Here is a 23,522-nt window from a genome sequence, read left to right as displayed (position 1 = left end):
AATCTGGCGGCTATGGCAAGGGAACAAACAGGTATTTGTGCTGAACCCAATTTACATGGGGTTTTTCTGTTGTTTAATGGGTTAGAGGGGAGGGAGAAGCAGCTTAAGTTGCAATTAGGCAAGATCAGTCCGCTGATCGATCTGCTGGCCGAGCAATTCTCTGAGGCGATGCTAAACAGTGTGGTTGCGCTTGGCTCTGCTCTTTGGCCCAAGTTGGCTATTAACGTACAGCCTGATTTTCCCTCTTGGTCTGAGTTGGGACAAACTGAAATCACGGTACCGGCTTTTCATTACGACTTACTGATCCATTTACGGGCGGATCGATTTGATGTCCTTTACATCGCGTTGTCTCAAGTGATGCAGCTGCTTGCCTTTCACGCAGAGTTGGTTGAGCAGTGGTTCTGTTTTCGTTATCTGGATGGTCGGGATTTGACCGGGTTCTATGACAACCCGGACAACCCGCGAGGCCGGGCCAAGCGCACGGCAGCCCTGATTGAACAAGCTGGAAATGCACTGAATGGTGGCAGTTACCTGCTGCTGACAAAACAAAACTATGAAATGCACAAATGGCTTCAGCTCAGTCAGGAACAACAACAAGACTTGGTCGGGCGATACAAAGTCAGTGGGCAGCTTCTTCCCAGTGCGCAGCGTGATGCGGATTCGATGGCAGAAAGGGCAAACCTGGAGCCGCAAGGGAAACGGCTCAGACTGCTGTGGCAAAATATGCCTTATGCAGATGCGAAGCAACAGGGACTGGTGGCTTTGGGTTGTAGTGCTGAACCAGCCGATATAGTGCAGTACTTGAGCCATCGCCTGGGAACATCGGATGGTTATGACCGGATGCTGGATTATTGTCCTATTGAGCAAGGCGCATTATTTTTTGCGCCATCGCTCAATATGCTGGAAAAATGGGGGTAGGGGAGCTGTCAGACTTTCTCAAACAGCTCAGTCACTTTGGTCAATGTGTAGTTAATGTTCTTGACGCTGGTTGGCGCGATAAAAATCGTATCATCACCCGCTATAGTGCCCAGTACACCTTCCGCTTTGCCAACCGAATCCAGCAGTCTGGCAATCAATTGGGCAGCTCCAGGGCTGGTCCGGATAATGATCATCACATCATTATGTTCTATATCCAACACCAGTTGTCGCAGCGGGCTTTTGGTCGTTGGGACTCCGAGCTCTGGCGGCAGGCAGTACACCATTTCCTGCCGGGCATTACGGGTACGTACCGCACCGTATTTACTCAGCATGCGTGAGACTTTGGATTGACTGATATTATCAAAGCCTTCCGCTTTTAATGCTTCCACAATGTCACTTTGTGAGCCAAAACGCTCTTCTTTTAATAAAGATTTAAAGGCCTGGATCAAGGCTTCCTGCTTGGATTGTTTAGTCATCATATTTCTTATTTTCTTGCTCAGCCCGGTTTTATCCAGAGCTTTGCTGTTGACAGCGCATTCATTAGGTAAATTACACTAAATTCCGCAAAAATGCTCAGACTTTAGGCGTAGCTTCATTGTATTTTGCGCCGCATTTTAGTAGTGTTGGCGCGTTTCCATTGAACCGTAAATTGGGAGAATAGCATGAAAGTTGCCGTATTAGGTGCTGCCGGTGGTATTGGTCAGGCGTTGTCTTTGTTGTTAAAGCTGAACCTGCCTGCTGGCACCGATTTAGCATTGTACGATCTGGCCCCGGTAACTCCAGGTGTGGCCGTGGATCTGAGCCATATCCCTACAGCGGTGAAAGTGACGGGTTTCGGTAAAGACGATTTGGATAAAGCCCTGGTGGGTGCTGATGTTGTGATGATCCCGGCCGGTATGCCACGCAAACCAGGTATGGACCGCTCAGACCTGTTCAATATTAATGCCGGCGTAGTAAAAACTCTGGCGGAAGCTATTGTGGCTCAGTGCCCGAAAGCGCTGGTCGGTATTATCACTAACCCTGTCAACACCACTGTTGCTATTGCGGCTGAAGTGTTTAAAAAGGCTGGTACTTACGATCCAAAACGTTTGTTTGGTGTCACTACGCTGGATGTGATCCGTGCTGAAACCTTCATTGCTGAATTAAAAGGCAAAAATCCAGCTGAGCTGATCGTTCCTGTGATCGGTGGTCACAGCGGTACAACTATTCTGCCTCTGTTGTCCCAGGTGGAAGGTGTAAGCTTCACCGAGGAAGAAGTGGCTTCATTAACTTACCGCATCCAGAATGCAGGTACTGAAGTGGTTGAAGCCAAGGCTGGTGGCGGATCGGCCACTCTGTCAATGGGCCAGGCTGCTGCCCGTTTCTGTGTCTCGCTGATCAAAGGCCTGCAAGGTGAAAAAGTCACTGAGTATGCTTATGTGGAAGGCGCTGGTGAACATGCCCGTTTCTTCGCACAGCCGCTGGTACTGGGTAAAAACGGCGTAGAAGAGTTACTGCCAATTGGTACTTTGAGCGCGTACGAACAGAAAGCCATGAACGATATGCTGGGCACTTTAAAAGCTGATATCACTCTTGGCGAAGAGTTTGTTGCCAAGGCCTGATTGATTCGGTGATAAAAAAGCCAGCATCAAGCTGGCTTTTTTTACGCTCAAATAACTGATTGGCATGATTCGGCTGCCAACAGATTTAATGCGAACGTTCGACTGCGATGTCTGCTAAGGTTTCCAACGCTTGTTTGTAAGGCCCTTCAGGTAAAAAGGCGATGGCTGACTTGGCTTTATCGGCTTCCTGTTCAGCGATCTGGCGAGTGTATACAAAGGCATCGGTGCGCTGCAAAATGGCCAGAATGCGATCCAGATGCTGCATGCCATTAGCGTGTTCTATGGCATCTTTCAGCAGCTGGTGTTCCTCACCGGACGTTTGGCGCAATGCATAAATCAAAGGTAATGTGGGTTTGCCTTCGGCTAAATCGTCACCAATATTTTTACCCAGCTCATTGGCATCAGCCTGATAATCCAGTACGTCATCAATCAGTTGGAAGGCTGTACCCAAATGCATGCCGTAAAGTTTCATTGCATTGACCACTGAGTCGGGTTGCTCAGCCAATATGGCCGCTAATTGAGTGGCGGCTTCGAACAACTTCGCCGTTTTGCAGTAAATGACCTGCATATAACTCTGTTCAGTGGTGTTCGGGTCATTTACGTTCATTAACTGCAGTACTTCACCTTCAGCAATCACGTTGGTGGCGTCAGCCAGAATTTGCATAATCTGCATTTTGTCCAGTGACACCATCAGCTGAAATGCGCGGGTGTAGAGGAAATCACCCACCAAAACACTGGCTTGATTACCGAATACTGCATTGGCCGTTTCTTTGCCACGACGCAGCATAGATTCATCCACTACATCGTCATGCAGCAAAGTTGCCGTATGGATGAATTCGATGATAGTAGCCAGAGTGATATGCTGTTGCCCCTGATAGCCCAAGGCGCGGGCGGCTAAAACAGCCAGCAGCGGGCGAAGTCGTTTGCCGCCGCTGTTTACAATATAAATACCCAACTGGTTAATCAGAGCGACTTCTGACGTCAGTTGAGAGAATATATGCTGGTTCACTGCCGTCATGTCTTCGAGACTCAACTGGCGGATTTGTTCAAGCGTCATGAAATAAAAACAACTGCTTAGGCATTGAATTGCGCCAATTCTACACCAGAGCCGCAACGGAGCTAAAGGAAATCTGATCTTTTTGTCCTTCTTGATCTTTTTGATATTTGCTCTTGCGGGGGTAGGGGAAATTGCGTACAATTCGCGCCCTGTGATTTGTAATTAACACGCCCCAAAGAGTTGGCGTGCTTTGTTTGGAGTTAACTATGTACGCGGTTTTCCAAAGTGGTGGTAAACAGCACCGTGTAACTGAAGGTCAAACCCTTCGTCTAGAAAAACTGGACTTAGAAACCGGCGCAACTATCGAATTTGCAGCTCTGATGATCGCTAACGGCGAAGACATCAAAATCGGCACTCCAGTAGTTGCCGGGAGCAAAGTAGTAGCGGAAGTGGTCAACCATGGCCGTGGCGATAAAGTAAAAATCGTTAAGTTCCGTCGTCGTAAGCACTACCGTAAACAAGCTGGTCACCGCCAGTGGTTTACTGAAGTGAAAATTACCAGCATCAGCGCTTAAGAGGAGTAACTACTCATGGCAAGTAAAAAAGGTGTAGGTAGCACTCGCAACGGTCGCGATTCTGAAGCGAAACGCTTAGGCGTTAAGCGTTTTGGTGGTGAGTCAGTATTAGCTGGTAACATCATCGTGCGTCAACGTGGTACTAAATTCCACGCTGGCAGCAACGTAGGTATCGGTAAAGACCACACTTTATTCGCTCTGGCTGACGGTAAAGTTCAGTTCGAAACGAAAGGCGAGTACAACCGCAAATTCGTTAGCATCGTTACCGAGTAACGGTTGCAGGATTGATAAAGCCCCGCCTAGTGCGGGGCTTTTGTTTATATACAGCCAGGCTTCAATTTGCTGCAAGGGTAGTATAATGAAGCCATCTCTTTTTGACGCAGGATAATCCAGATGAAATTCGTAGATGAAGCGGAAATTCGGGTTGAAGCCGGTGACGGTGGCAACGGTATCGTCAGTTTCCGCCGCGAAAAATTTGTTGCCAAAGGTGGCCCAAATGGTGGTGATGGTGGTGATGGCGGTGATGTGTATTTACTGGCTGATACCAATCTGAACACTTTGGTGGATTATCAGTTTGAGAAATACCATCAGGCCGAACGTGGGCAAAATGGTATGAGTACCAACTGCACAGGTAAGCGTGGTGCTGATCTGATCTTACGTGTTCCCGTGGGTACCCGGGCAGTAGATATGGATACCGACGAAGTTATCGGTGATCTGACCAAGGCTGGCCAGAAACTGATGGTGGCCAAAGGAGGCTGGCATGGTTTGGGGAATGCCCGCTTTGCCAGCAGCACCAACAGGGCTCCGCGTAAGAAAACCAATGGGACACCAGGCGAAGTGCGCAATATCCGTCTGGAGCTGCTGCTGTTAGCTGATGTGGGCCTGTTGGGTTTGCCAAATGCAGGTAAGTCCACACTGATCCGGGCCGTTTCTTCTGCCAAACCTAAGGTGGCTGATTATCCATTCACTACCTTAGTGCCAAACTTGGGCGTAGTGCGGGTAGAAGCGCATAAATCTTATGTCATCGCTGATATTCCTGGTTTGATCGAAGGTGCCGCTGAAGGTGCTGGTTTGGGTATTCAGTTTCTGAAGCACCTGGAGCGCTGCCGCCTGTTATTGCATGTAGTGGACGTATTGCCGGCCGATGGCTCTGATCCAGTCGAAAATGCGCTGACTATTATCCGTGAGCTGGAAAAGTACAGTGAAAAACTGGCCGGGAAACCGCGTTGGCTGGTGTTTAACAAAATTGACCTGTTGCTGGATGATGAGCAGGATGAGGTGGTTGCTGCAGTCACCAAAGCGTTGAATTGGGAAGGTCCGGTTCATAAAATTGCCGCGGCCAGCCGTACCAACACCCAGCAAATGGCTGGTGATATTCACGCCTATCTGGAAACTCTGCCACAGGATAAAATTCAGGAGCAGGCTGATGCAGCACCAGTCACCTTCAAGTGGGATGACTATCACTCAGATGTGATGAATCTTGAGGATGATCTGGATGACGATGAAGACTTCGATGACGATGATTATGGCGTCGAAGTGATTTACCGCCGGTAAGGAACCGCCGATGAGAATAGCGCTGATTGCCGCTATGGCGGCTGGACGGGTCATTGGTAAAGACAACCAGATGCCCTGGCATTTACCCGCAGACCTGAAGCATTTTAAAGCTGTGACTTTAGGAAAGCCGGTAATTATGGGGCGTAAGACTTATCAATCGATAGGAAAAGCTTTGCCTGGCCGGCGTAACATAGTGATCAGCCGTGGGGACGCCCTCAGCCAGGATGCGGAGTGGGTGAATAGCTTAGAGGCGGCCTTGGCTTTGGTTTCGAATGAAGCTGAAGTCATGGTCATTGGCGGTGCCGAAGTGTACCGCCAGGCTTTGCCTTTGGCGTCTGTACTTTACCTCACCCATATTGACCTCAAGGTTGAAGGGGATGCTTGTTTCCCTGATTACCTTGCCCATGCGAGTTGGCAGGTGCTTTCCACCGAGACACATCAACCCGACGAAAAAAATCCTTATTCTTATCAGTTCCTCACCTTAAACCGCAGATAAATAAGCTGGGTTTGCACCTGCGCAGACATATTGTTAAGATAAATTTGTCTGTTTTTTTGTCAGTGCAGGAGTTGGGTATGAAATTGTTGCCAGCAATGTTGTTTGGAGTTTTGGTAGCAGGAGCTATCGTGGTGTCTCCCGAAGTGAAGGCCGATGATCAGCTGGCTGCTTCTATGTGTGACTACGTCAAGGCTGACGACAAAAATCGGCTGCGTAAGGTACTGAGTGACTATCGCTTACGTTTACGCAATATCTATGATGGAGTGCTCTGCAACGGTGATTCGTTGCTCCGGCTGGCATTTAAAAATAATGCAAACGATGTGGGCGAATTCATCGCCAAGCAGTTGCCTGGTGCTCATATCACAGCGTCGGGTGATATTGCCTGGGCAGAAGCCAATGGGTTCTCCGCATCGCCTCTGCTGGCTGTGTTAAAAGCCCGTGCTGGCGGTGGTGATTAAGCCTGAGCCATAAAAAAAATCCGCCTATTGGCGGATTTTTTATTTTTCTGCCTTGGGTGGGCAGTTTAAACTTTGAATTGATCCACGGACTGACGTAACTCTTCCGCCAATCGGGCTACTTCATGACTGGATTGAGAGGTTTGTTCAGCGCCCGAAGCAGTCTGTTCGGCGATGGTGACAATGGATTCCAACAAGTGACTGATTTCATTTGAAACCTGGTTTTGCTCGCGGGCAGCATGAGAGATCTGCTCACTCATATCATGAGCCAGATGCACTGCGTTGGTAATGGATTCCAGAGCTTCGGCTGCAACTTCAGTTTGCGTTACACAATTTTCAGCCTGCTTTTTGCCTTTGTTCATGGCTTCAACCGCCGCATGAGCGCCAGTCTGTAAGACCTGAATCATGGCCTGAATTTCCTGCGTAGAGGCTTGTGTCTTGCTTGCCAGAGAACGCACTTCATCGGCAACCACAGCAAAACCACGACCCTGCTCGCCGGCCCGCGCGGCTTCAATGGCAGCGTTTAAGGCCAACAGGTTGGTTTGTTCTGCAATACCACGGATCACATCGAGAATACTGCCAATAGAGGCACTGTCTTTATGCAGCTTGTTAATCACGCTTGATGCCTGCTCCACTTCCTGTGACAACTGCAAAATTGTTTGCTTGTTGTTTTCAGAGATGGTTTTCACACGCTCAGCTTCGCTGTCAGCATTTTTGATCTGGCCCAACGCATCGTTCGAGCTTTGCATCACCCCCTGAGAGGTACTGCTCATTTCTGTTGTTGCAGTTGCCGCCTGAGTAACCTGAGACTTCTGTTCACGGATGGCGGTTGTGGTTTCAACGGTAATGGCGGAAGTCTGCTCCGAAGCCGCAGCCAACTGAGTAGAACGTGAAATGATACCCTGGATCAGCTGGCGCAGATTGGTAATCACTTTGTTGCAGTTACGGGCCAGTTCACCAAATTCATCCTGAGAGCTGTCGTCCAGACGTCTGGTCAGATCGCCTGAAGCAACTACCCCCAGAATCTCGTTCACTTTGGCTAATGGCTGGGTCACCTTACGCACTGTCAGGGTCGCCACTACTGCAGCACAGGCAATGGATACCAGGGAGAAGATGATAATAATGGAGATCGCTGTGCTGACACTGCTTTGTGCTTCCCCCTGAATTTCCCCTGCGACTGCACGGGCACGGGCTAACAAAGCGTTCAGGCTTTCCAGCGCGGTTTTGTTGAGATCTTCAGCATGTTGTAACAACTTTTCTGATGAAGCAGAGGCGGCCAACATCTGAGATTTCAATGCCAGAATGCCATCAGAGCCAGTCAGTAATTCAGCGATCGCGGTAATTTTTTCATCCAGCTCGGCAACCATCTCCACACTGCTGCCTGCTTCATTCCGAATGGTGCTCATCTGTTGTGTGACACCATCCACACGGGATTTGATTTCGTTGGAAATGGTGTCTGATGTGGCTGGGTTGTTGGTTCTGGTTAAATCAACCACCACACTGACCAGGGTATTCAAACCGGTTTCCAGTTCTGTGGCCGCTTTGGCTGCATTAGGGAAACGCCGGTTGACGTCACGAACGTCGCTGAAATCCAGCAATAAAGACGCTGAATCGTCAGAGTTCATTTCAAGATCAGACAGTTTACTGGCAATGTCATCCCGTAACGTCAGCTTATTCTGCAGTTCAGTAAATAACTTATCGCTGACTGGAATAAAGTCAGTGTAGGCTGCTGATACTTGTTTAAAGGAGTTAGCTAACTCTTCTTCTTCAGCCACGACAGTTTGCAGCGCTGTCGCCGAGGCATCATATTGTGCTTTTTCCTGGTCAAAAGAACCCTTGAAGGTTTTGACGTCTTTGACTTCGTCCGCATTAAAAGCTTGCAGGCTGATTTTGCTCATTTTGACAAATTCGCTTTGCAAGATGGCACTGTTTTCCAGTGCTGGTATTGAAATGTCGTTTACCTTGGATGTAGAGCTGTTGATACTGCTCAGGCTTTGGTAAGAGGTGATGCCGATAATCAGTAGTAGCAGTGAAATCACACCAAAACCACCGATAATCCGCAAGGCGACCGTTAACTTCATACTTTGACTCCCAAGATCAAAACGCATTTGCGGTTGCTGCCCAGAGGGCAAAACTACTGCTTCTATTGCTGCTTTTCTGTAACCAACCGGCATTATAGCCGCGATACAGCTGATTAAACACTATACCTCTGACCGTTTTCAATACAATAGGCTGTCAGTGAATTTCCCCAAACACAGCCTGTGTCCAATGCCTGGATCCCTGGCACGGGACTGAAACCCATCAACGAGGCCCAATGACCAAAAAAAATCTGAGGGTGAGGCTGGTCATGCCAAAACTCATACCAAGGCCTTAAATGGGGCACTTGCGCAGGTGGGCGTTTCTCTTTTAGTTCCAATGCGCCATTGTGCTGGCAATAACGCATACGGGTACAGCTATTGACGGTGAAACGCCAGCGTTCTGCGTTTGTTGTGGCATCTTGCCATAATGCAGGTTCATCGCCATACATCTCTTGCAGCAGTTGCAGTGGCCTGTGTTTTAGCAGCTGTTCAACCTCCGCACAGGCGGCCAGTGCTGCTGCAGGGGTCCAGTGTGGGGCCAGCCCGGCATGTACCAGCAACAGCTGTTCATTTTTGTCGTAATGCATTAACGGCTGTTGCCGTAACCAATCCAGTAACTCGTCTCGATCCGCGGCCTGCAGTATTTGCTCCAGCTGATCGGATGCCTTTGCCGTGGCGACGCCATAAGCACAGGCCAGCAAATGCAAATCGTGATTACCAAGTACGATTTTGTGTTGTGGGCCAAGAGCTTTAATAAAACGCAAGGTTTCCAGTGACTGCGGACCACGGGCCACCAGGTCGCCACAAAACCACAGCTCATCAAGAGCCGGATTAAACTGCAGCAACGCCAGCAGCTCCTTTAGCTGGGGCAGGCAGCCCTGGATATCACCGATAACATAGCGGGCCATATCAATTCAGAATATTCGGCATGGCCAGCCGGAATAACGGAATAGGCGTTTTAAAACTCAACTGGCTTTGGCTGGTCATTTCATAATGACCTTGCATGGTGCCAACCGGTGTTTCCAGTACAGCACCACTGGTATAGCTGTAGCTGGCCCCCGGAGCCAGTTGAGGCTGCTCTCCAACCACACCATCACCATAGACTTCGGTTTCTTTGCCATTCGCATCCGTGATTAACCAGTAGCGCTTGAGCAACTGAACAGCTTCGCTGCTGTGGTTACGGATAGTAATGGTATAAGCGAATACATAACGGTTCTGTGCAGGGTCGGATTGAGCGGCGATGTAAAAGGTGTCCACTTGCACCGGAATTTCGAAGCTCAGGCTCATGCGGCTGACTCCTGTTGCTGCAACCAGGCGGCCAGTTGAATAAATTGCTCCACCGATAATTGCTCAGGTCTGAGGCTGGGGTCTAATCCCAATTGTTCCAGCTGTTCTGCCGTGGCGAAATTGGCAAAACAGTTACGCAGGGTTTTGCGGCGCTGGTTAAAGGCTTCCAGACAAACCCGGTTTAATACCTGCACTGAGACATTGTGACGTTCCGCCACTGGTTTAGGAATTAACCTGACCACTGCGGAGTCCACTTTGGGGGCTGGTTTGAAAGCACCCGGGCCCACTTCAACCACAGGAATGGCCTGGCAAAAAAACTGGGTCATCACTGTCAGGCGGCCGTAGGTTTTTGAACCATGGCCAGCTGTCATACGTTCCACTACTTCTTTTTGCAGCATAAAGTGCATGTTTTCAATCGAGTCGGCGTAGTCAAACAGATGAAACAGCAAAGGGGTCGAGATGTTGTAGGGCAGGTTGCCAAAGATTTTCAGTTTTTTGCCGGGCTGCAATAACTGGCGGAAATCAAACTTCATTGCGTCCGCCTGGTAAATGCTCAGTTTGTCAGACAAGGTTGGATGTTGCTGCAAACGCTCTGCCAGATCCCGGTCCAGTTCAACTACGGTCAGATGGCCTGCCTGTTCAGCGACGGGTTCAGTCAGGGCACCAAGGCCTGGGCCTATCTCCACCAGAATATCGTCGGGCTTTGGGTTGATGGCCCGCACGATGCGGCCAATCACAGCCGGGTCGTGCAAGAAGTTTTGGCCAAAACGTTTGCGGGCATGGTGGCCCAAATGAACTTTGTCAGACATGATGTACTTGTGCTCGTCTGGCCAAATCGATGGCCTGTTCTACTGCGTGAAATAAACTGCCGGGATCGGCTTTGCCTGTGCCAGCTAAATCCAGGGCTGTCCCATGATCCACTGAAGTGCGGATTAAGGGTAAACCCAGACTGATATTGACGGATTTGCCAAAACCTTTGTGTTTCAGCACAGGCAGGCCCTGGTCGTGATACATAGCCAGCACGGCGTCAGCATGATCCAGATACTTGGGCTGAAACAGGGTATCGGCGGGTAACGGGCCAACCAGCTGCATGCCTTCTGCACGCAGTTCGTTTAAAGCTGGGATCATCACATCAATTTCTTCCCGGCCAAGGTGGCCATCTTCACCGGCATGAGGGTTCAGACCACAGACATAAATCACCGGATCCGGGATGGCAAATTTATGCTGCAAGTCCGTATGCAACACCCGGATCACTTGTTGTAGCCGTTCCCGGGTGATCGCCTTGGCCACATAAGCCAGCGGAATATGGGTGGTGGTCAGCGCGACGCGCAGGCCTTCGGTGGCCAGCATCATGACTACATAAGGAGTATTGGACTGCTGGGCAAAAAACTCGGTATGACCACTGAACGGAATACCGGCTTTATTGATCACCCCCTTATGCACCGGGCCTGTCACTATGGCGGCAAACTCGCCGGACATGGCACCAGCCCCCACGTAAGTGAGGGTCTGTACCACATAATGGCCGTTCGCTTCATTGAGCTGACCGGCTTGTGCGGGGTGCTCCAGCGGAAAATCCAAGACAGTCAGGCTGCCGGCGGCCACCAGTTCTGGCGGCAGATCTTTCTGGTACGGAATAATATGCAGCGGCAGCCCAAGCTGAGCGGCCCTGTCTTGTAACAGCTGCGCGTTTGCACAAACGACCAGCTGCACTGGCCAGCTGCGCTGCGCCAGCATGACGGCCAGATCCGGACCTATGCCTGCTGGTTCACCCGGCGTCAGTGCAATTCGTAATGTCATTCCGCCTGTTCCAGTACTTCGATATAAGCCTGATCGCGTAATTCACGCAGGAAGTTGGCCTGTTCTTCGGCAAAACGGCGGTTAAACAGCATGCGGTACACCTGATCCTGCTTTTTCTCAGCCGTCATATCCACAGTACGGCGGTCCAGCAGCTGCACTATGTGCCAGCCATGTTCAGTGCGAAACGGCTCACTGATCTCGTCTTTCTGCAGGCGTTTTAATGTATCGCGAAAAGCAGGGACGTACATAGCCGGGTCGGCCCAGCCTAAATCACCACCTTTGAGTTTAGAACCCGGATCTTCGGAGTGAGCGGAAGCAAATTCAGCAAAGTCCGCTTTGCCAGCTTTGAAATCAGCCACAAATTTGGCCAGCGTATCGCGGGCTTTTTCTTCGCTCATAATAATGGACGGTTTAATCAGTACGTGACGGGATTTCACTTCCTGCAGCTCGGCCACATTGGCACCACGGATATCAAAAATGGTCAGAATGTGAAAACCTGCACCAGAGCGCAGTGGACCAATCAGATCGGTCTTTTTCTTACCACGGATCGCATCTGCAAACAGGGTGGGCATTTCGTTGATATTCATCCAGCCCATATCCCCCCCGTCCAGTGCCGTGGTGTCTGAGGATGATGCAATAGCAATTTTGCGGAATTCACTGCCATCACGCAGCAGTTTCATGATTTTGTCCGCGCGGTCTTTGGCTTCCGCCAGTTCTTCGGTATTGGCCTGGCTGGGCACCGCCACCAGAATATGGCCTATGTTGTACTGTTCATTGCTGGCGCCCTGTTCGTCCATCACTTTCATCAGGTTATCGATTTCCTGAGGGCTGATATACACCCGGCGCTGCACGTTGGCTCGCAGCACTTCGCTGGTGGTCAACTCATCACGGAAACGCTCACGAAAGGCCTGGTAATCGCCTTCTTCTTCAATAATGCGCTGACGGAATTGTTCCATACTCAGGTTTTCACCACGGGCAACGTTTTCCAGTGACTGATCCAGCTGAGGGTCGGTGATCTGTAAGCCCATGCGCTTGGCCATCTGCAACTGAAGGCTGGTATTGATCAGACGCTCCAGCACCTGGGTTTGCAAAGCGCGGTCTGACGGCAGCGTCTGCCCTTGTTCCTGTGCATTGCGTTTGACCATCGCCACCATATTGTTCACTTCGGTCTGCAGCACCACACCATTATTCACAATGGCGGCAACTCCATCCACTTTCTGTTCCGCAGCCAGACTGTTCAGGCTGAACAGCAGTGGCAAGGACGTGAGCAAAACTGATTGTAACTTCATAAATTCCTGCGTTAATTATTTAGTAAATAAGGGCGACGGTAGCCGAATATACCATCACTGAGCATGTCGGCCACACTAAAGCCTGCGGACTGACCAAAACCTTTTAAGACAAACTGGATAGCGATGCCATTGTCAAAGCTGGGGGCCAGCTGCGGATCATTGACCGCCTGCTCCAGGTTGGTATTAATCTGCCGCCGGGCTACCAGACGCACAGCCCAGCAGCAGTCTTCATACTGCAAACCAAAGCTGGCTTCCATCATCTGAGCCTGGTTCAGGTCACGGTAGTAACTGGCCACCAGTTTCCATTGATCGTTGATGGGCGTGGTGCCCAGCAGACCGGCCTGTTCAACTTCGTAGTCTGAGACCGCTCTGCTGTAGCGGTGGTTCAATTGCAGCACTGTATTATCATCGGCAATATAATCGATGGAGGCGCTGCTTTTCACCAGGCGTTCAGTGCTGGCGTCGTATTGCACTGCGGTATTCAGGTACCAGCCCTTGCGCCAGTGCCATAACAATTCAGAGGCCAGCACCGAATCGGCCTGAACCATTTCACCGGCCACCGGATCTATGCTTTGGGCGTCTTCCAGATAAACAATTTGCCCCAGACTGAAGCGGAACAGCTCGGTGTCCTGCTGATCGTAAAAGCGGGTGGTCACACCCAAAGTCAGCTGATTGGTATCGGCAATGCGGTCCAGCCCTGAGTAACGGTTTTCCCGGAACAAGCCATAATAGTCATCCTGCAGCCGGGTGCTGTCATAGCGGCCTATTGCGGACTGATCGCGGTATGGCATATACAGATACTGAATTTGTGGCTCCAGTGTCTGCAGCGCAGCTTTGTTATCCCATTCCAGTTCACGTTCCAGGTTAAATTTGGCATTTAACCGGACTTTCGGCAGCGTGCGGCTTGGGTCTTCATCCACAGCAACCAGATCCTGATTGCTGTCCTGCTGGTACTGAGTGTGCAACAGGCTGGTTTCAGCGACCAGCTCCATGGCCGGAGTCAGCAGAGGCCAGCGTAAAGTCGGTTCCAGGTGTAACCGGTCGGCACTGTGAATGATGGCATCATCATTTTTAAAGTGAACATACTGGCCTGACCATAAAAACTGCAGGCCTGCGCCCAACGGCATCGGAGCGGCGGATTGCACATCCAGTTGCGGCAAGGCGGCGTATGAACTTGCATAATTCCCCAGGGTTTCAAAGCCCTGCAGTCGCAGCTGGGAATCGATAGTGTCGCCAAAGTAATTCAGGCTGGCCTGACGGTACAGCTGGGTATCACTCTGGTTGGAATAATCTGAGCCCAATTCAGTCAGGTAGGCATCGTCACTGACATCGGTGAAATCAATGCTGGCACGCCAGCGCTCTGACAAGTCACCACTGTGGCTGAGGTGACTTAAATAACGGCCACCGAAACCGGCTGGTTTTTCGTTGTCTTCCGGCATCATTTCCAGTTGCACCATCCCCTGATGTTCCGACGTCAGGTAACGGAATTCAGACTTCAGCTGAGCTCCGCGTTTACTCATGTAACGAGGGGTCAGGGTGGCGTCATAGTTGTCGGCCAGATTCAGGTAATAGGGGGCTTCCAGATCCAGCCCCAGTTTCTGCGAGCTGCCAATCTTTGGAAACAACAAGCCACTTTTGCGTTTTTCACTGACCGGGAACGTCATGTAGGGCAGATAAAACACCGGCACATCGCCAATTTTCATCACAGAGTGCCAGGCTTCGCCCCAGCCAGCTTCATTATTGATCAGGATACTCTGGGCATGCAGGGCCCAGCTTTGGTCTTGCTCCGGACAAGTGGTAAAACTGGCATGCGACAACTCAATGTGTTTGTCTCTGGCCTGCAGGCGCTCGGCGAAACCACGGCCTGATTGTTCAGTCAGCCGGTAGTTGGCCTGGCCTAAATCCACGGAGTTTTGTTTCAGTGATGCCTGAAAGTCACTGCTGCTGACTTTCAGGCCCGGGCTGTAGTATTCAATGCCCCCTGTTGCACTCAGGGTCTGTTTCTGTTGGTCAATACGGGCTTCGCTGGCAGTCATCAGCGTGTTGCGGTGGCTGATTTCAATATGGCCTTCCAGCACCGCGGTCTGATTCTGCAGCATCTGGATCCGATCGGACAAAACCCGCAGCCGGGTGTCGTCGCTGCGCAACAGGTCAAAACCCGCAGGCGTGGCCTCTGGTATATAACACAGCCTGGTGGTGGCAACCTGCTCTTCTGCCAGAGCCAGGCATGGCAGACCAAAAGCCAGCAGCATTAATCTGTGTATCAGGGTGGGGGTCATGCAACCTACTTAAATTCTAATCCGCGCAGAGAAAGGCAAAAAACAGGAGCCTTATCATAAATGAATTTTACCGTTCCTGCTAATCCGTTATAGTGCCCTGTAAGACCCTGACAGGAGCCAAAAGTGTCCAGCCGTTCCGACCTTATCGCACTCTTTCTGCAGCAGTATTTTGCCAACCAATCGTATCAGCTGAACGCCATTTCCGGTGATGCCAGTTTCAGGCGTTATTTTCGGGTTTGTACCTCAGAACAGACTTATGTGCTGATGGATGCGCCAGTGCCACAGGAAGATTGTGGTCGTTTTGTGGCGACTGCACAAAGCCTGGCGGCGGTGGGGTTGTCAGTGCCGCAGGTCATCGCGATGGACCTGCAGCAAGGCCTGTTGTTGTTGTCTGACCTGGGGGATCAGCTGTTGCAGCCCTTGCTGACAGCGGCAACAGCGCCAGATTGGTACCGCCAGGCACTGAGCTTATTGCCACAAATCCGCAGTATCAGTTCAACCAGCGCAGGGCCCTTGCCTGTGTTTGATGACGCTTTTGTCGAACGGGAGCTGATGATTTGCCCGGAATGGTTTTTAGCCAGGCATTTGCAGCTTGAACTGACACAACAGGACTGGCAGGTCTGGCGCCAGGCATTTTCTGCCCTGATCACCAGCGCAGGACAACAGCCAAAGGCGGGTATGCACCGTGATTTTCACAGCAGGAACCTGATGCCACAGCCGGATGGCAGCCTGGCTGTGATTGATTTTCAGGACATAGTGCTGGGGCCAGTCACGTATGACCTGGTGTCTTTATTGAAAGACTGTTACCTGAAATGGCCACAGTCATTGGTGCAGCAACTGGCGCTGGAAGGCTACCAGCAACTGCAGCAACAGCAGCTGCTTGGCCCAGAGGTCACTGAAGAGCAGTTTTTACGCTGGTTCGATTGGATGGGGCTGCAGCGCCATATTAAAGTGCTGGGTATTTTCAGCCGCCTTTACCACAGAGATCAAAAATCAGGGTATCTGGCGGATTTACCCAGAGTTTTAGGGTATGTGCTGGAGTCATGTCAAAACTACCCAGAGTTCCAGCCGCTGGCCCACTGGCTGGAACAGCGAGTTGTGCCTGTGCTGACGCCGGAGTTTTAAATGAAAGCAATGATTTTGGCGGCAGGCCGGGGGGAACGGATGCGGCCTTTGACCGACCAGTTGCCTAAGCCCTTGTTGGCGGCTGCAGGCAAACCATTGATCCAATACCATATTGAAGCCCTGGTCAGGGCCGGTTACTCAGAGCTGGTGATTAACCATGCCTGGCTTGGGGATAAATTAACGGCCTATCTGGGGAATGGTTCTCAGTTTGCAGCCCGGATCCAGTACTCGGATGAGGGCGCCGAAGGGCTGGAAACCGCCGGAGGTATCCGTCAGGCCTTGCCTTTGCTGGGGCCAGACCCCTTTTTGGTGGTCAATGGGGACATCTGGACCGATCTGGATTTTAAACGTCTGCTGCTGCCGGAATCCAAGCTGGCGCATTTGGTGCTGGTGCCCAATCCGCCACAGCATCCTGCCGGGGATTTCGGTCTGAGTGCAGAGGGGGTGGCGCTGGCCGAGGCGACACAGCAGTATACGTTCAGTGGTATTGCACTGTACCGGCCTGAGTTTTTTGCGGCTGTACCTCATGGTAAACAAAAACTGGCGCCTTTTTTACGAGACGCGATGCGGCAAGGGCAGGTCAGTGCGCAGCTGTATCAGGGCCTGTGGTTTGATATTGGCACAGTGGAACGGCTGAACCAGTTGTCAGCCTTACTGGAGAGATCTGATGTGGGGTAAGTTGCTGGGTGCTTTGTTTGGTATGGCGCTGCTGAAATGGCCTGGGCTGGTGCTGGGCTTTTTAATCGGCTACTGGTTTGACAAACGCTACGCCGAAGCTTTTCGCCAGGCAGGAGGTTTTGCCGGTTTTGGTCGGGACCAGAGCGAAGCCCAGGGGATTTTCCGTTACAACACTTTTGCGCTGATGGGGCATATAGCCAAATCAAACGGGGTAGTGACTCAGGCCCATATTCAGCAAGCCAGCGCTTTTATGCAGCAATTGGGCTTGTCCGGCGTGCAGGTGCAAGAAGCGCAAAATGCATTTCGCGATGGCAAACAAGCAGATTTTCCGGTGGATCAGCAACTGGCAGAGTTTAAGGCCGTGTTTCGTTTCCGGCCGGACCTGCTGCTGCTGTTTGTCGAAATACAAATCAGCATGGCCTATGTTGACCTGGACCTGAGTGCGCCGGAGCAACGTATCTTGCTGAAAGTGGCCAAAGCCTTGGGTTTGTCAGAAGCCCAGCTGCAGCAGATGGTGCGCCGTTACGAAGCGGAAGCCAGGTTTGCCCGCAGCAGGCCGGGGCAGCCGCAGCAGGACGACAGCCAGCAACTGGCTTCGGCATACAAAGTGCTGGGGGTGGAACCTGGCGTCAGTGAGGCTGCACTGAAAAAGGCCTATAAAAAGCTGATGGCGCAACATCACCCGGACAAACTGGTGTCCCAGGGCTTGCCGCCTGAGATGCTGGAGCTGGCTACAAAAAAAGCCCAGGATATTCAGGCTGCTTATGAACTGGTGAAGACTAAGCGCTAATCAGCTGCGGAAAAACATAAAATACACAGCGCCCAACAAACAGAGCCCGGCGTAGACATAATTCCAGTTAAAGGGCTCTTTCATATAAAGCACGGCAAAAGGAATAAAGACGCTGAGCGTAATGACCTCCTGCAAGATCTTCAGCTGAGCCAGACTCAGCACCTGGTGACCAATACGGTTGGCCGGTACCATCAGCATGTACTCAAACAAAGCAATGCCCCAGGAAACCGCGATGGCAATCCACAGTGCCGAGTTTTTCAGGTGTTTCAGATGACCATACCAGGCGAAGGTCATAAAAATATTACTGACTGTCAGCAAGGCAACAGTCGTAAGCAATGGGGACATGGTGAAGTTCCGTGGCTGTGACAACAACGCCAGTGTACCCTGAACTTCAGGAGCTGTGTATCAGTAGCCCTGATAACTCAGCCAACCATAGACCTCTTTCAGCATTTGTTGTTGCCACAGCGGGCTTTTCATATCACCGGGTAATTCGCGCTGGCGATACAACAATTTGTTTTCTTTATTGACCCACTGCTGGCGCAGCCGCCAGTGCCCCTCAAGCACTGTGCTGTCTTTGTAGTGCTTCAGATCCAGGGTGGGTATGGCCAGTTTGGCGATCCACTGGGCCAGTTGTTTATTGCTGCTGTTGACCGGGTGATAGGCACTCAACAACACCAGCGATTCGGGTTCAGGCAGTTTTTTGTCGGCGTAAAGCTGGGCCAAGAAAGCACCGTTATTGCCTTGCGCCAGCACTATCAGGTAACCATTGTCCTGCCGTGCGGCTGTGCCTGCGGCCACCACCCGTTGCAGCAGTTGCTGTTGGTACAGCTCCAGGGCTTCCGGGCTGTCGTCCGCTGCGGGTTCAGGTGGTAAAATAGCGATGGTGTTCCAGCCGTAGTCAATCAGTTGCTGGCGCAGGGTCTGAATATAGCGTGGGCTGGCCGGGTGTTGTGAGCCATCGGGGATCAGCAGGGCTGTGCCTTTCACTTCGGCAGTCATGGCCGGCAGTTGCAAGGTCAGAAATTCGGTATCACCCGCCGTCAGCACTTTGACTTCATCCTGATCCAACTGACGTTCCAGATCGGCACGTTGCCAGAACTCTGTACTGACCGGGCTGTCGGCCCACAAGGTGAAAGGAAAAAGCAACAAAAACAGCAGAACAACACGCATGGCAGGCCCGGATAAACTGGTCGTTCTACTGTTATCGGGCCTGCGCCGCCAAGCTTTAGATTTTTGTCAGAGCCGGACTGAATTTCAGCTCGTGCAACAACTGACTCTGGTAGCGGGCCGCTTTCACAGTGTCCAGGCCAAACCACTGAGCCGTCAGCTGACTGGCGGTAAAATTCAGCAACAAATACCCCCGTTGCTCCAGATTACACCAGTCCAGTTCATCCATCAGTTGCACCAAATCCTGTTCCAGTTGCCGTAAAGCCTTGCTGTCCAGTTTCAGGTAGTCCTCGATGCCAGAGGAGGTGACGGAAGCTGTTGCCAGTTCAATCCCTACCTTGTTGCCATTGCCGCTGTGCAGGCTGGACGCCCAGGCATTGTGCGTATCGCCGGCCAGCACCAGCAGAGGTTGCCCTGCTTTCATGGCCGCCTGGTAGATCAGTTCGCGTTCGGCCGGGTAGCCGTCCCAGGCATCCAGGTTATATGGCAGCAACTTTTGGCCTGCCGTACCTTGTTGCGCCAGTTGATGCAGCTGTGCGGCCAGCTCAGGGCCGGGTTTGCCAAGTGCTGCCAGCGCCTGAGCGGGCAACCACATTTTCGCCATTAAGACTTGCTGGCCCAGTACCTGGTAAATGGCCTGGTTGCTCAGTACCTGCTGCAATAACCAGCTCTGTTGCTGCGGCCCTAATAAAGTCCGTTCTGGGTTTTGCAGCGCCTGCAGAAAAGAGCCGCTATCCAGTCCCTGGTCTGCGTCACTGAAACTGGCGTAGTCCAGCTGTTGCATCCGGCCTTCAATGCGGGTATCCAGCATGCAAAGGCTCACCAAATCACCAAAATCAAAGCGGCGGGCCAGCGACTGCTGTTGCCCGCTCACCAGCGGACGAATGGGCATCCATTCGTAATAAGCCTGCAGTGCCGCCAGTTTGCGGGACTGGTAGGAGCCTTCCTCCGGCTGATGATTTTCCGCGCCGTCTGTCCAGGCGTCGTTGGTAATTTCGTGATCATCCCAGACGCAGATAAAACTGTGAGCCTGGTGAGCGGCCTGCAAATCCGCATCAGTTCGGTACAGGGAGTAACGTTTACGGTAGTCCGTCAGGCTGAGCATTTCTTTGCTGTTGTCGGCGGCGAGCTCCCGGCCCAGTGCTGAGGCTTGCTCGGTGCCGTATTCGCCCATCGCATATTCATACAGGTAGTCGCCTAAATGCAGCACGACGTCGAGTGGTTGCGTGGCCACTTCTCGGTAGGCGTGAAAATAGCCGGCTGGATAATTGGAGCACGACAGCACCGCCATTCGCACCGCTTCTGGTCTTTGTGCTGGCAGTGTGCGGCCATGGCCTACAGCAGAGCTGTGTTGTTGGTCGCGAAACCTATAGTAATAGTCGGTGGCCGGACTCAGCCCGCTCAGGTCCACTTTAATGCAGTAATCGTTGTCCGCTTTGGCCAGCACCAGTTCTGTATGCACCAGCTGGCGCATGTCGGCGCTGGTACTGACTTCAAGCAACAGCTGCACGCCGCCCAGTGGCTGCGCCGGGCTGACCCGGGTCCAGAATAACAAGCTGTTTTGTTGCGGGTCACCGCTGGCAACCCCATGCAGAAATTCAATGGGTGTTCTGTTGGTTGGCGCTGCAGTCGGACTGCTGCAACCAAGCAGACTGCTGGTCAGCCAGCTGGCACCACTGGCGAGGGCTAAGTGTTTCAGAAAGGTCCGGCGGGAAAATTGTGTCATCAGATAAGCTCCAAAAAATTCAAGCATAAGCAGAGCAGATGACTTTTTGATGGCAGCAGAAGCTGCTGCTGTCCGCTAAATTTTTTGTCAAATTGATCTGAGCTTCCATACTTCAACGTAAAGCAGCCACTGTGTGCTGAGCATACGAAAGTACAAAATGTGATATTTGATAAAAATTGCAAATATGATAAAATTTTATCGTTTTGTTACCGGCGCCATTGCGTAATCATTCCATGGAACGACCCATGCAACTGCAGGATGCTGAAGTGTTAAGTGAGGAACCTATGCAGTTATATCCTTTCCGCCAGCAAGCCTTTCGTATTATGAACAGCATTAACCTGCTGTTGTTTCTATTAGCGTTGATGCTGGCCAGCTGGCATCAGACCTGGTGGCCAACCCTGTTGGTTGGGTTACCGGCGCTGGTAATCCCTTTCGTGCTTTACAAGAGTTTGCGTGACCACCTGCTCAGCCGTTTGTCTTTTGGTGTCGCCTTTATGCTGTTCTGCGCTTTGCATATTCATCAGTCGATGGGTAAAACCGAACTGCATTTTGGCATCTTTGTGTTGTTGGCTATTTTAAGTGCGTTCCGTGACTGGCGGGTGATAGTTGCTGCGGCCGCGACTATTGCGGTACATCACCTAGCCTTTGCCTGGTTACAGGCCTCAGGGGGCGCGGTGTACCTGGTACCGTCACAGGATGCCAGTCTGGCTAATGTCGTAGTGCATGCGCTGTATGTAGTGGTTGAAGCCCTGGTGCTGGTGATTATCAGCCGCCATTCTTACCGTGAAGCGATGACAGGGCTGGCCTTTGCCGAAACCACCGAAGAGCTGGTACGCGACGAGCGACAAATTAACCTGACCGTACGATGCCGCGAGGTAAATTCGAAGTTGGTACGCCAGTTTAATCAGGCGCTGGCCGGCATTCAGCAGGCGGTACAGGTGATTAATAGCTCTGTAGACCAACTGGCGGATCAGACGGGTGAGTTGAAAAAAGACGGCGCCCAACTGGTGCAGGACATGGAAAAGAAACGGCGGGAAGTGCGGCGTATTGCCGCCGCCACCGAAGAGATGTCGAGTTCGGTCAGTCAGCTCAATATGCTCGCTTCAGAAATTCATCAGCTGTCAGAGTTATCCCGCCAGCAAAGTCAGGAAGGGGCCCGCTCGGTGCAACAAACCAGTCAGTTGATCCAACAGTTGGCGCAGTCACTGCAACAGGCCGGGCAAAATGTCGACTCGATGGCTGTCTCCACCAAAGAAATTGGCACCGTGTTGGGGGTGATTCAGTCTGTGGCTGAGCAAACCAATTTGCTGGCGCTGAATGCTGCTATCGAAGCGGCCCGTGCTGGTGATCAGGGCCGGGGCTTTGCAGTGGTGGCTGATGAAGTCCGTAGTCTGGCCAGTCGCACTCACGCGTCGACAGGTCAGATCCAAAGTATGCTGAGCAGTCTGAACCAGGCGAGTCAGAGTTCGGTGCACTCGGTGCAACATTGTCTGGGCCAAATTGATCAGACCCTGGAACAAACTGCGCAAAACGGCGAGATCCTGCGCCAACTGGAGCAGAATGCCGGCCAGCTGGCCTTGTCTGCGGAGCAAATGGCGGATTCGGTGCAGCAGCAACAGGCGGCCAGTAATGAAGTGGCACAGAGTGCGATGCAACTGGCAGATATGACGGACGCACAAAGTGCCTTAGGGCAGCAGTTGCAGCACAGCGCTGTCGCCGTTGGCCAGGTCAGCGAGCAACTGGCCACCCAGGCTGAGAGATTCCGTTATTGAACCGCAACACCTTATGGGCTTTGATCGTGCTGCTGCTTTGGATGGGCTGCAGCGCTGCAGGCTTGTATTATTTTTTTGCCAGCCATTATGGCGTCTTTGACCCGACGGGTCAGTGGCAGCAGCAGCCCTGGCCTGAGCTGGATATTCGACAGTTGCAGCTCGGGCCTGTCGCGGCAACTGAATGGCACGGGGTACTGATTGCAGACGAAAATTGCAGTTGCAGCAGTTTTGCCCGAGAGCACAGTAAGCGCCTGGCTGAGCAACAGCCAAATTTACAGATCATCGAATTGCCATTGTCGCAAGCGCAGCAACAGTTGACGCTTATGGCAACGCCAGTTTTTTTGCTGTTCAGGCAGCAGCGCTTAGTGTATGCCGGTCCTTTGGCAACTGATTTACTGTGTTCCGAGCAACAAAGCCTGATCAGCAGCCTGTTAACACCGGAGCAGCGCCTGCCGGGTTTGTGGCTGAATGGCGAAAGCAGCGCCTGTCGCTGCCTGTTGTCTGAGACTTAACGGCGGGCAGGCCAGTGCTGAACCATCAGAACCAGCAAGACCGTAATTAATAAAACACTGAACTCGGCACCATTCCGGCCTGGGCCTACCACAAACCAGCCGACTTTGGCATGCAGCAGTGCCACCCCAGTGCTGTAGAGCAGAATAAACAGCAGACAGAACATACTGACATAACGGTTTATCAGTAAAAACAGCGGACCAATCAGCTCAAGCCCGGTGACAGCCGCTGCCCAAATCAGTCCCAGAGGAAAGCCCTGCTGACTCAGGTACTGACCAAAGGGTTCGATACCTCCGTTCAGCAGGCGGTAACCACCATGCAGAAAAATAATAACCGCGACCATCAGTCGCAGCAGGTTCAGACCAAAAAGTTGGGACAGCATCCGGTTTCCTCATGTAAGTACCGAAGGGGATAAGCGGTCGGTTTTG

Annotated in this window: 25 protein-coding genes; 12 read left to right on the top strand and 13 right to left on the bottom strand. The window is 51.8% G+C overall.

Annotated elements, in window-relative coordinates; all coding sequences use genetic code 11:
* Positions 1 to 12 precede the first annotated feature (12 nt).
* Positions 13 to 918, top strand: coding sequence for a Dyp-type peroxidase (locus WKJ04_RS07230; protein ID WP_337879810.1), 906 nt, complete (start codon positions 13 to 15; stop codon positions 916 to 918).
* An 8-nt stretch (positions 919 to 926) separates the two neighbouring features.
* Here WKJ04_RS07230 and argR read toward each other — a convergent pair whose 3' ends face one another.
* Positions 927 to 1,394, bottom strand: coding sequence for a transcriptional regulator ArgR (gene argR / locus WKJ04_RS07225; RefSeq protein ID WP_337843132.1), 468 nt, complete (start codon positions 1,392 to 1,394; stop codon positions 927 to 929).
* 186 nt (positions 1,395 to 1,580) lie between these two features.
* Between argR and mdh the strand changes: the two genes are divergently transcribed.
* Positions 1,581 to 2,519: a malate dehydrogenase gene (gene mdh, locus WKJ04_RS07220; protein WP_337879809.1), complete on the top strand. Its 939-nt coding sequence runs from the start codon at positions 1,581 to 1,583 to the stop codon at positions 2,517 to 2,519.
* Between the two features lie 85 nt (positions 2,520 to 2,604).
* Here mdh and ispB read toward each other — a convergent pair whose 3' ends face one another.
* Entirely contained in the window at positions 2,605 to 3,576 is a 972-nt protein-coding gene (gene ispB, locus WKJ04_RS07215; protein ID WP_337843130.1) for an octaprenyl diphosphate synthase, read from the bottom strand.
* A gap of 206 nt (positions 3,577 to 3,782) precedes the next feature.
* On the opposite strand from ispB, the gene rplU reads away from it, so the two are divergent.
* The 5 genes from rplU to WKJ04_RS07190 all read left to right on the top strand — a co-directional run bounded on the left by rplU (position 3,783) and on the right by WKJ04_RS07190 (position 6,599).
* Positions 3,783 to 4,091, top strand: coding sequence for a 50S ribosomal protein L21 (gene rplU / locus WKJ04_RS07210; protein WP_337843129.1), 309 nt, complete (start codon positions 3,783 to 3,785; stop codon positions 4,089 to 4,091).
* Between the two features lie 15 nt (positions 4,092 to 4,106).
* A complete protein-coding gene (gene rpmA / locus WKJ04_RS07205; RefSeq protein ID WP_337843128.1) occupies positions 4,107 to 4,364 on the top strand; it encodes a 50S ribosomal protein L27 in 258 nt (85 codons plus the stop codon).
* Between the two features lie 120 nt (positions 4,365 to 4,484).
* Complete coding sequence (cgtA, locus tag WKJ04_RS07200) at positions 4,485 to 5,645, top strand: Obg family GTPase CgtA (RefSeq protein WP_337843127.1); 1,161 nt, start codon at positions 4,485 to 4,487, stop codon at positions 5,643 to 5,645.
* Between the two features lie 10 nt (positions 5,646 to 5,655).
* Positions 5,656 to 6,141, top strand: coding sequence for a type 3 dihydrofolate reductase (gene folA / locus WKJ04_RS07195; protein WP_337879808.1), 486 nt, complete (start codon positions 5,656 to 5,658; stop codon positions 6,139 to 6,141).
* A gap of 77 nt (positions 6,142 to 6,218) precedes the next feature.
* Positions 6,219 to 6,599 carry a DUF3718 domain-containing protein gene (locus WKJ04_RS07190; protein ID WP_337843125.1) on the top strand — a complete coding sequence of 127 codons (381 nt, stop codon included), beginning with the start codon at positions 6,219 to 6,221 and terminating at the stop codon, positions 6,597 to 6,599.
* A 65-nt stretch (positions 6,600 to 6,664) separates the two neighbouring features.
* Here the strand turns inward: WKJ04_RS07190 and WKJ04_RS07185 are convergent, their stop codons facing one another.
* The 7 genes from WKJ04_RS07185 to lptD form a co-directional block, all read right to left on the bottom strand.
* The gene (locus WKJ04_RS07185; protein WP_337879807.1) at positions 6,665 to 8,677 is read right to left on the bottom strand and encodes a methyl-accepting chemotaxis protein; all 2,013 of its coding nucleotides are present in this window, start codon (positions 8,675 to 8,677) and stop codon (positions 6,665 to 6,667) included.
* 113 nt (positions 8,678 to 8,790) lie between these two features.
* The gene (locus WKJ04_RS07180) at positions 8,791 to 9,582 is read right to left on the bottom strand and encodes a symmetrical bis(5'-nucleosyl)-tetraphosphatase (protein WP_337879806.1); all 792 of its coding nucleotides are present in this window, start codon (positions 9,580 to 9,582) and stop codon (positions 8,791 to 8,793) included.
* A 1-nt stretch (position 9,583) separates the two neighbouring features.
* Positions 9,584 to 9,961, bottom strand: a complete 378-nt coding sequence (apaG, locus tag WKJ04_RS07175) for a Co2+/Mg2+ efflux protein ApaG (protein ID WP_337879805.1) — start codon at positions 9,959 to 9,961, stop codon at positions 9,584 to 9,586.
* Positions 9,958 to 10,770 (bottom strand): 16S rRNA (adenine(1518)-N(6)/adenine(1519)-N(6))-dimethyltransferase RsmA, encoded by an 813-nt coding sequence (gene rsmA, locus WKJ04_RS07170; protein ID WP_337879804.1) that lies wholly within the window; start codon positions 10,768 to 10,770, stop codon positions 9,958 to 9,960. Before rsmA ends, apaG begins: the two co-directional genes overlap by 4 nt.
* On the bottom strand, positions 10,763 to 11,758 hold the full coding sequence (pdxA, locus tag WKJ04_RS07165) for a 4-hydroxythreonine-4-phosphate dehydrogenase PdxA (RefSeq protein ID WP_337879803.1): 996 nt from the start codon (positions 11,756 to 11,758) through the stop codon (positions 10,763 to 10,765). The genes rsmA and pdxA overlap by 8 nt, the downstream gene beginning before the upstream one ends.
* Positions 11,755 to 13,047, bottom strand: a complete 1,293-nt coding sequence (surA, locus tag WKJ04_RS07160; RefSeq protein ID WP_337879802.1) for a peptidylprolyl isomerase SurA — start codon at positions 13,045 to 13,047, stop codon at positions 11,755 to 11,757. Before surA ends, pdxA begins: the two co-directional genes overlap by 4 nt.
* An 11-nt stretch (positions 13,048 to 13,058) precedes the next feature.
* Positions 13,059 to 15,326, bottom strand: coding sequence for an LPS assembly protein LptD (gene lptD, locus WKJ04_RS07155; RefSeq protein ID WP_337879801.1), 2,268 nt, complete (start codon positions 15,324 to 15,326; stop codon positions 13,059 to 13,061).
* A gap of 123 nt (positions 15,327 to 15,449) precedes the next feature.
* Here lptD and WKJ04_RS07150 point away from each other — a divergent pair, with 123 nt between their 5' ends.
* The 3 genes from WKJ04_RS07150 to djlA are packed head-to-tail and all read left to right on the top strand — an operon-like array spanning position 15,450 to position 17,919.
* On the top strand, positions 15,450 to 16,451 hold the full coding sequence (locus WKJ04_RS07150) for a phosphotransferase (protein WP_337879800.1): 1,002 nt from the start codon (positions 15,450 to 15,452) through the stop codon (positions 16,449 to 16,451).
* A complete protein-coding gene (gene murU, locus WKJ04_RS07145; RefSeq protein ID WP_337879799.1) occupies positions 16,452 to 17,129 on the top strand; it encodes an N-acetylmuramate alpha-1-phosphate uridylyltransferase MurU in 678 nt (225 codons plus the stop codon).
* Positions 17,119 to 17,919 carry a co-chaperone DjlA gene (djlA, locus tag WKJ04_RS07140; RefSeq protein ID WP_337879798.1) on the top strand — a complete coding sequence of 267 codons (801 nt, stop codon included), beginning with the start codon at positions 17,119 to 17,121 and terminating at the stop codon, positions 17,917 to 17,919. Before murU ends, djlA begins: the two co-directional genes overlap by 11 nt.
* Here the strand turns inward: djlA and WKJ04_RS07135 are convergent, their stop codons facing one another.
* From WKJ04_RS07135 to WKJ04_RS07125, 3 genes are read right to left on the bottom strand one after another with little or no spacing between them, the layout of a single operon-like run.
* Complete coding sequence (locus tag WKJ04_RS07135) at positions 17,920 to 18,264, bottom strand: DMT family protein (protein ID WP_337879797.1); 345 nt, start codon at positions 18,262 to 18,264, stop codon at positions 17,920 to 17,922.
* A 60-nt stretch (positions 18,265 to 18,324) separates the two neighbouring features.
* A complete protein-coding gene (locus tag WKJ04_RS07130) occupies positions 18,325 to 19,089 on the bottom strand; it encodes a DUF3530 family protein (protein WP_337879796.1) in 765 nt (254 codons plus the stop codon).
* Between the two features lie 55 nt (positions 19,090 to 19,144).
* Positions 19,145 to 20,812, bottom strand: a complete 1,668-nt coding sequence (locus WKJ04_RS07125; protein WP_337879795.1) for an alkaline phosphatase D family protein — start codon at positions 20,810 to 20,812, stop codon at positions 19,145 to 19,147.
* 245 nt (positions 20,813 to 21,057) lie between these two features.
* On the opposite strand from WKJ04_RS07125, the gene WKJ04_RS07120 reads away from it, so the two are divergent.
* Together WKJ04_RS07120 and WKJ04_RS07115 are read left to right on the top strand one after the other, a co-directional pair.
* Positions 21,058 to 22,584, top strand: a complete 1,527-nt coding sequence (locus WKJ04_RS07120; protein ID WP_337879794.1) for a methyl-accepting chemotaxis protein — start codon at positions 21,058 to 21,060, stop codon at positions 22,582 to 22,584.
* A 26-nt stretch (positions 22,585 to 22,610) separates the two neighbouring features.
* A complete protein-coding gene (locus WKJ04_RS07115) occupies positions 22,611 to 23,096 on the top strand; it encodes a DUF6436 domain-containing protein (RefSeq protein ID WP_337879793.1) in 486 nt (161 codons plus the stop codon).
* On the opposite strand, the gene WKJ04_RS07110 is transcribed toward WKJ04_RS07115, so the two are convergent.
* Complete coding sequence (locus tag WKJ04_RS07110) at positions 23,093 to 23,476, bottom strand: DoxX family protein (RefSeq protein WP_337879792.1); 384 nt, start codon at positions 23,474 to 23,476, stop codon at positions 23,093 to 23,095. The two genes, WKJ04_RS07115 and WKJ04_RS07110, sit on opposite strands and share 4 nt — an antisense overlap.
* Positions 23,477 to 23,522 lie beyond the last annotated feature (46 nt).

It is taken from the genome of Rheinheimera sp., from assembly GCF_037442345.1.
GTDB lineage: Bacteria > Pseudomonadota > Gammaproteobacteria > Enterobacterales > Alteromonadaceae > Pararheinheimera.
Note: the sequence above shows the minus strand (reverse complement) of the source record. Positions and strands in the feature narration are given on the sequence as shown.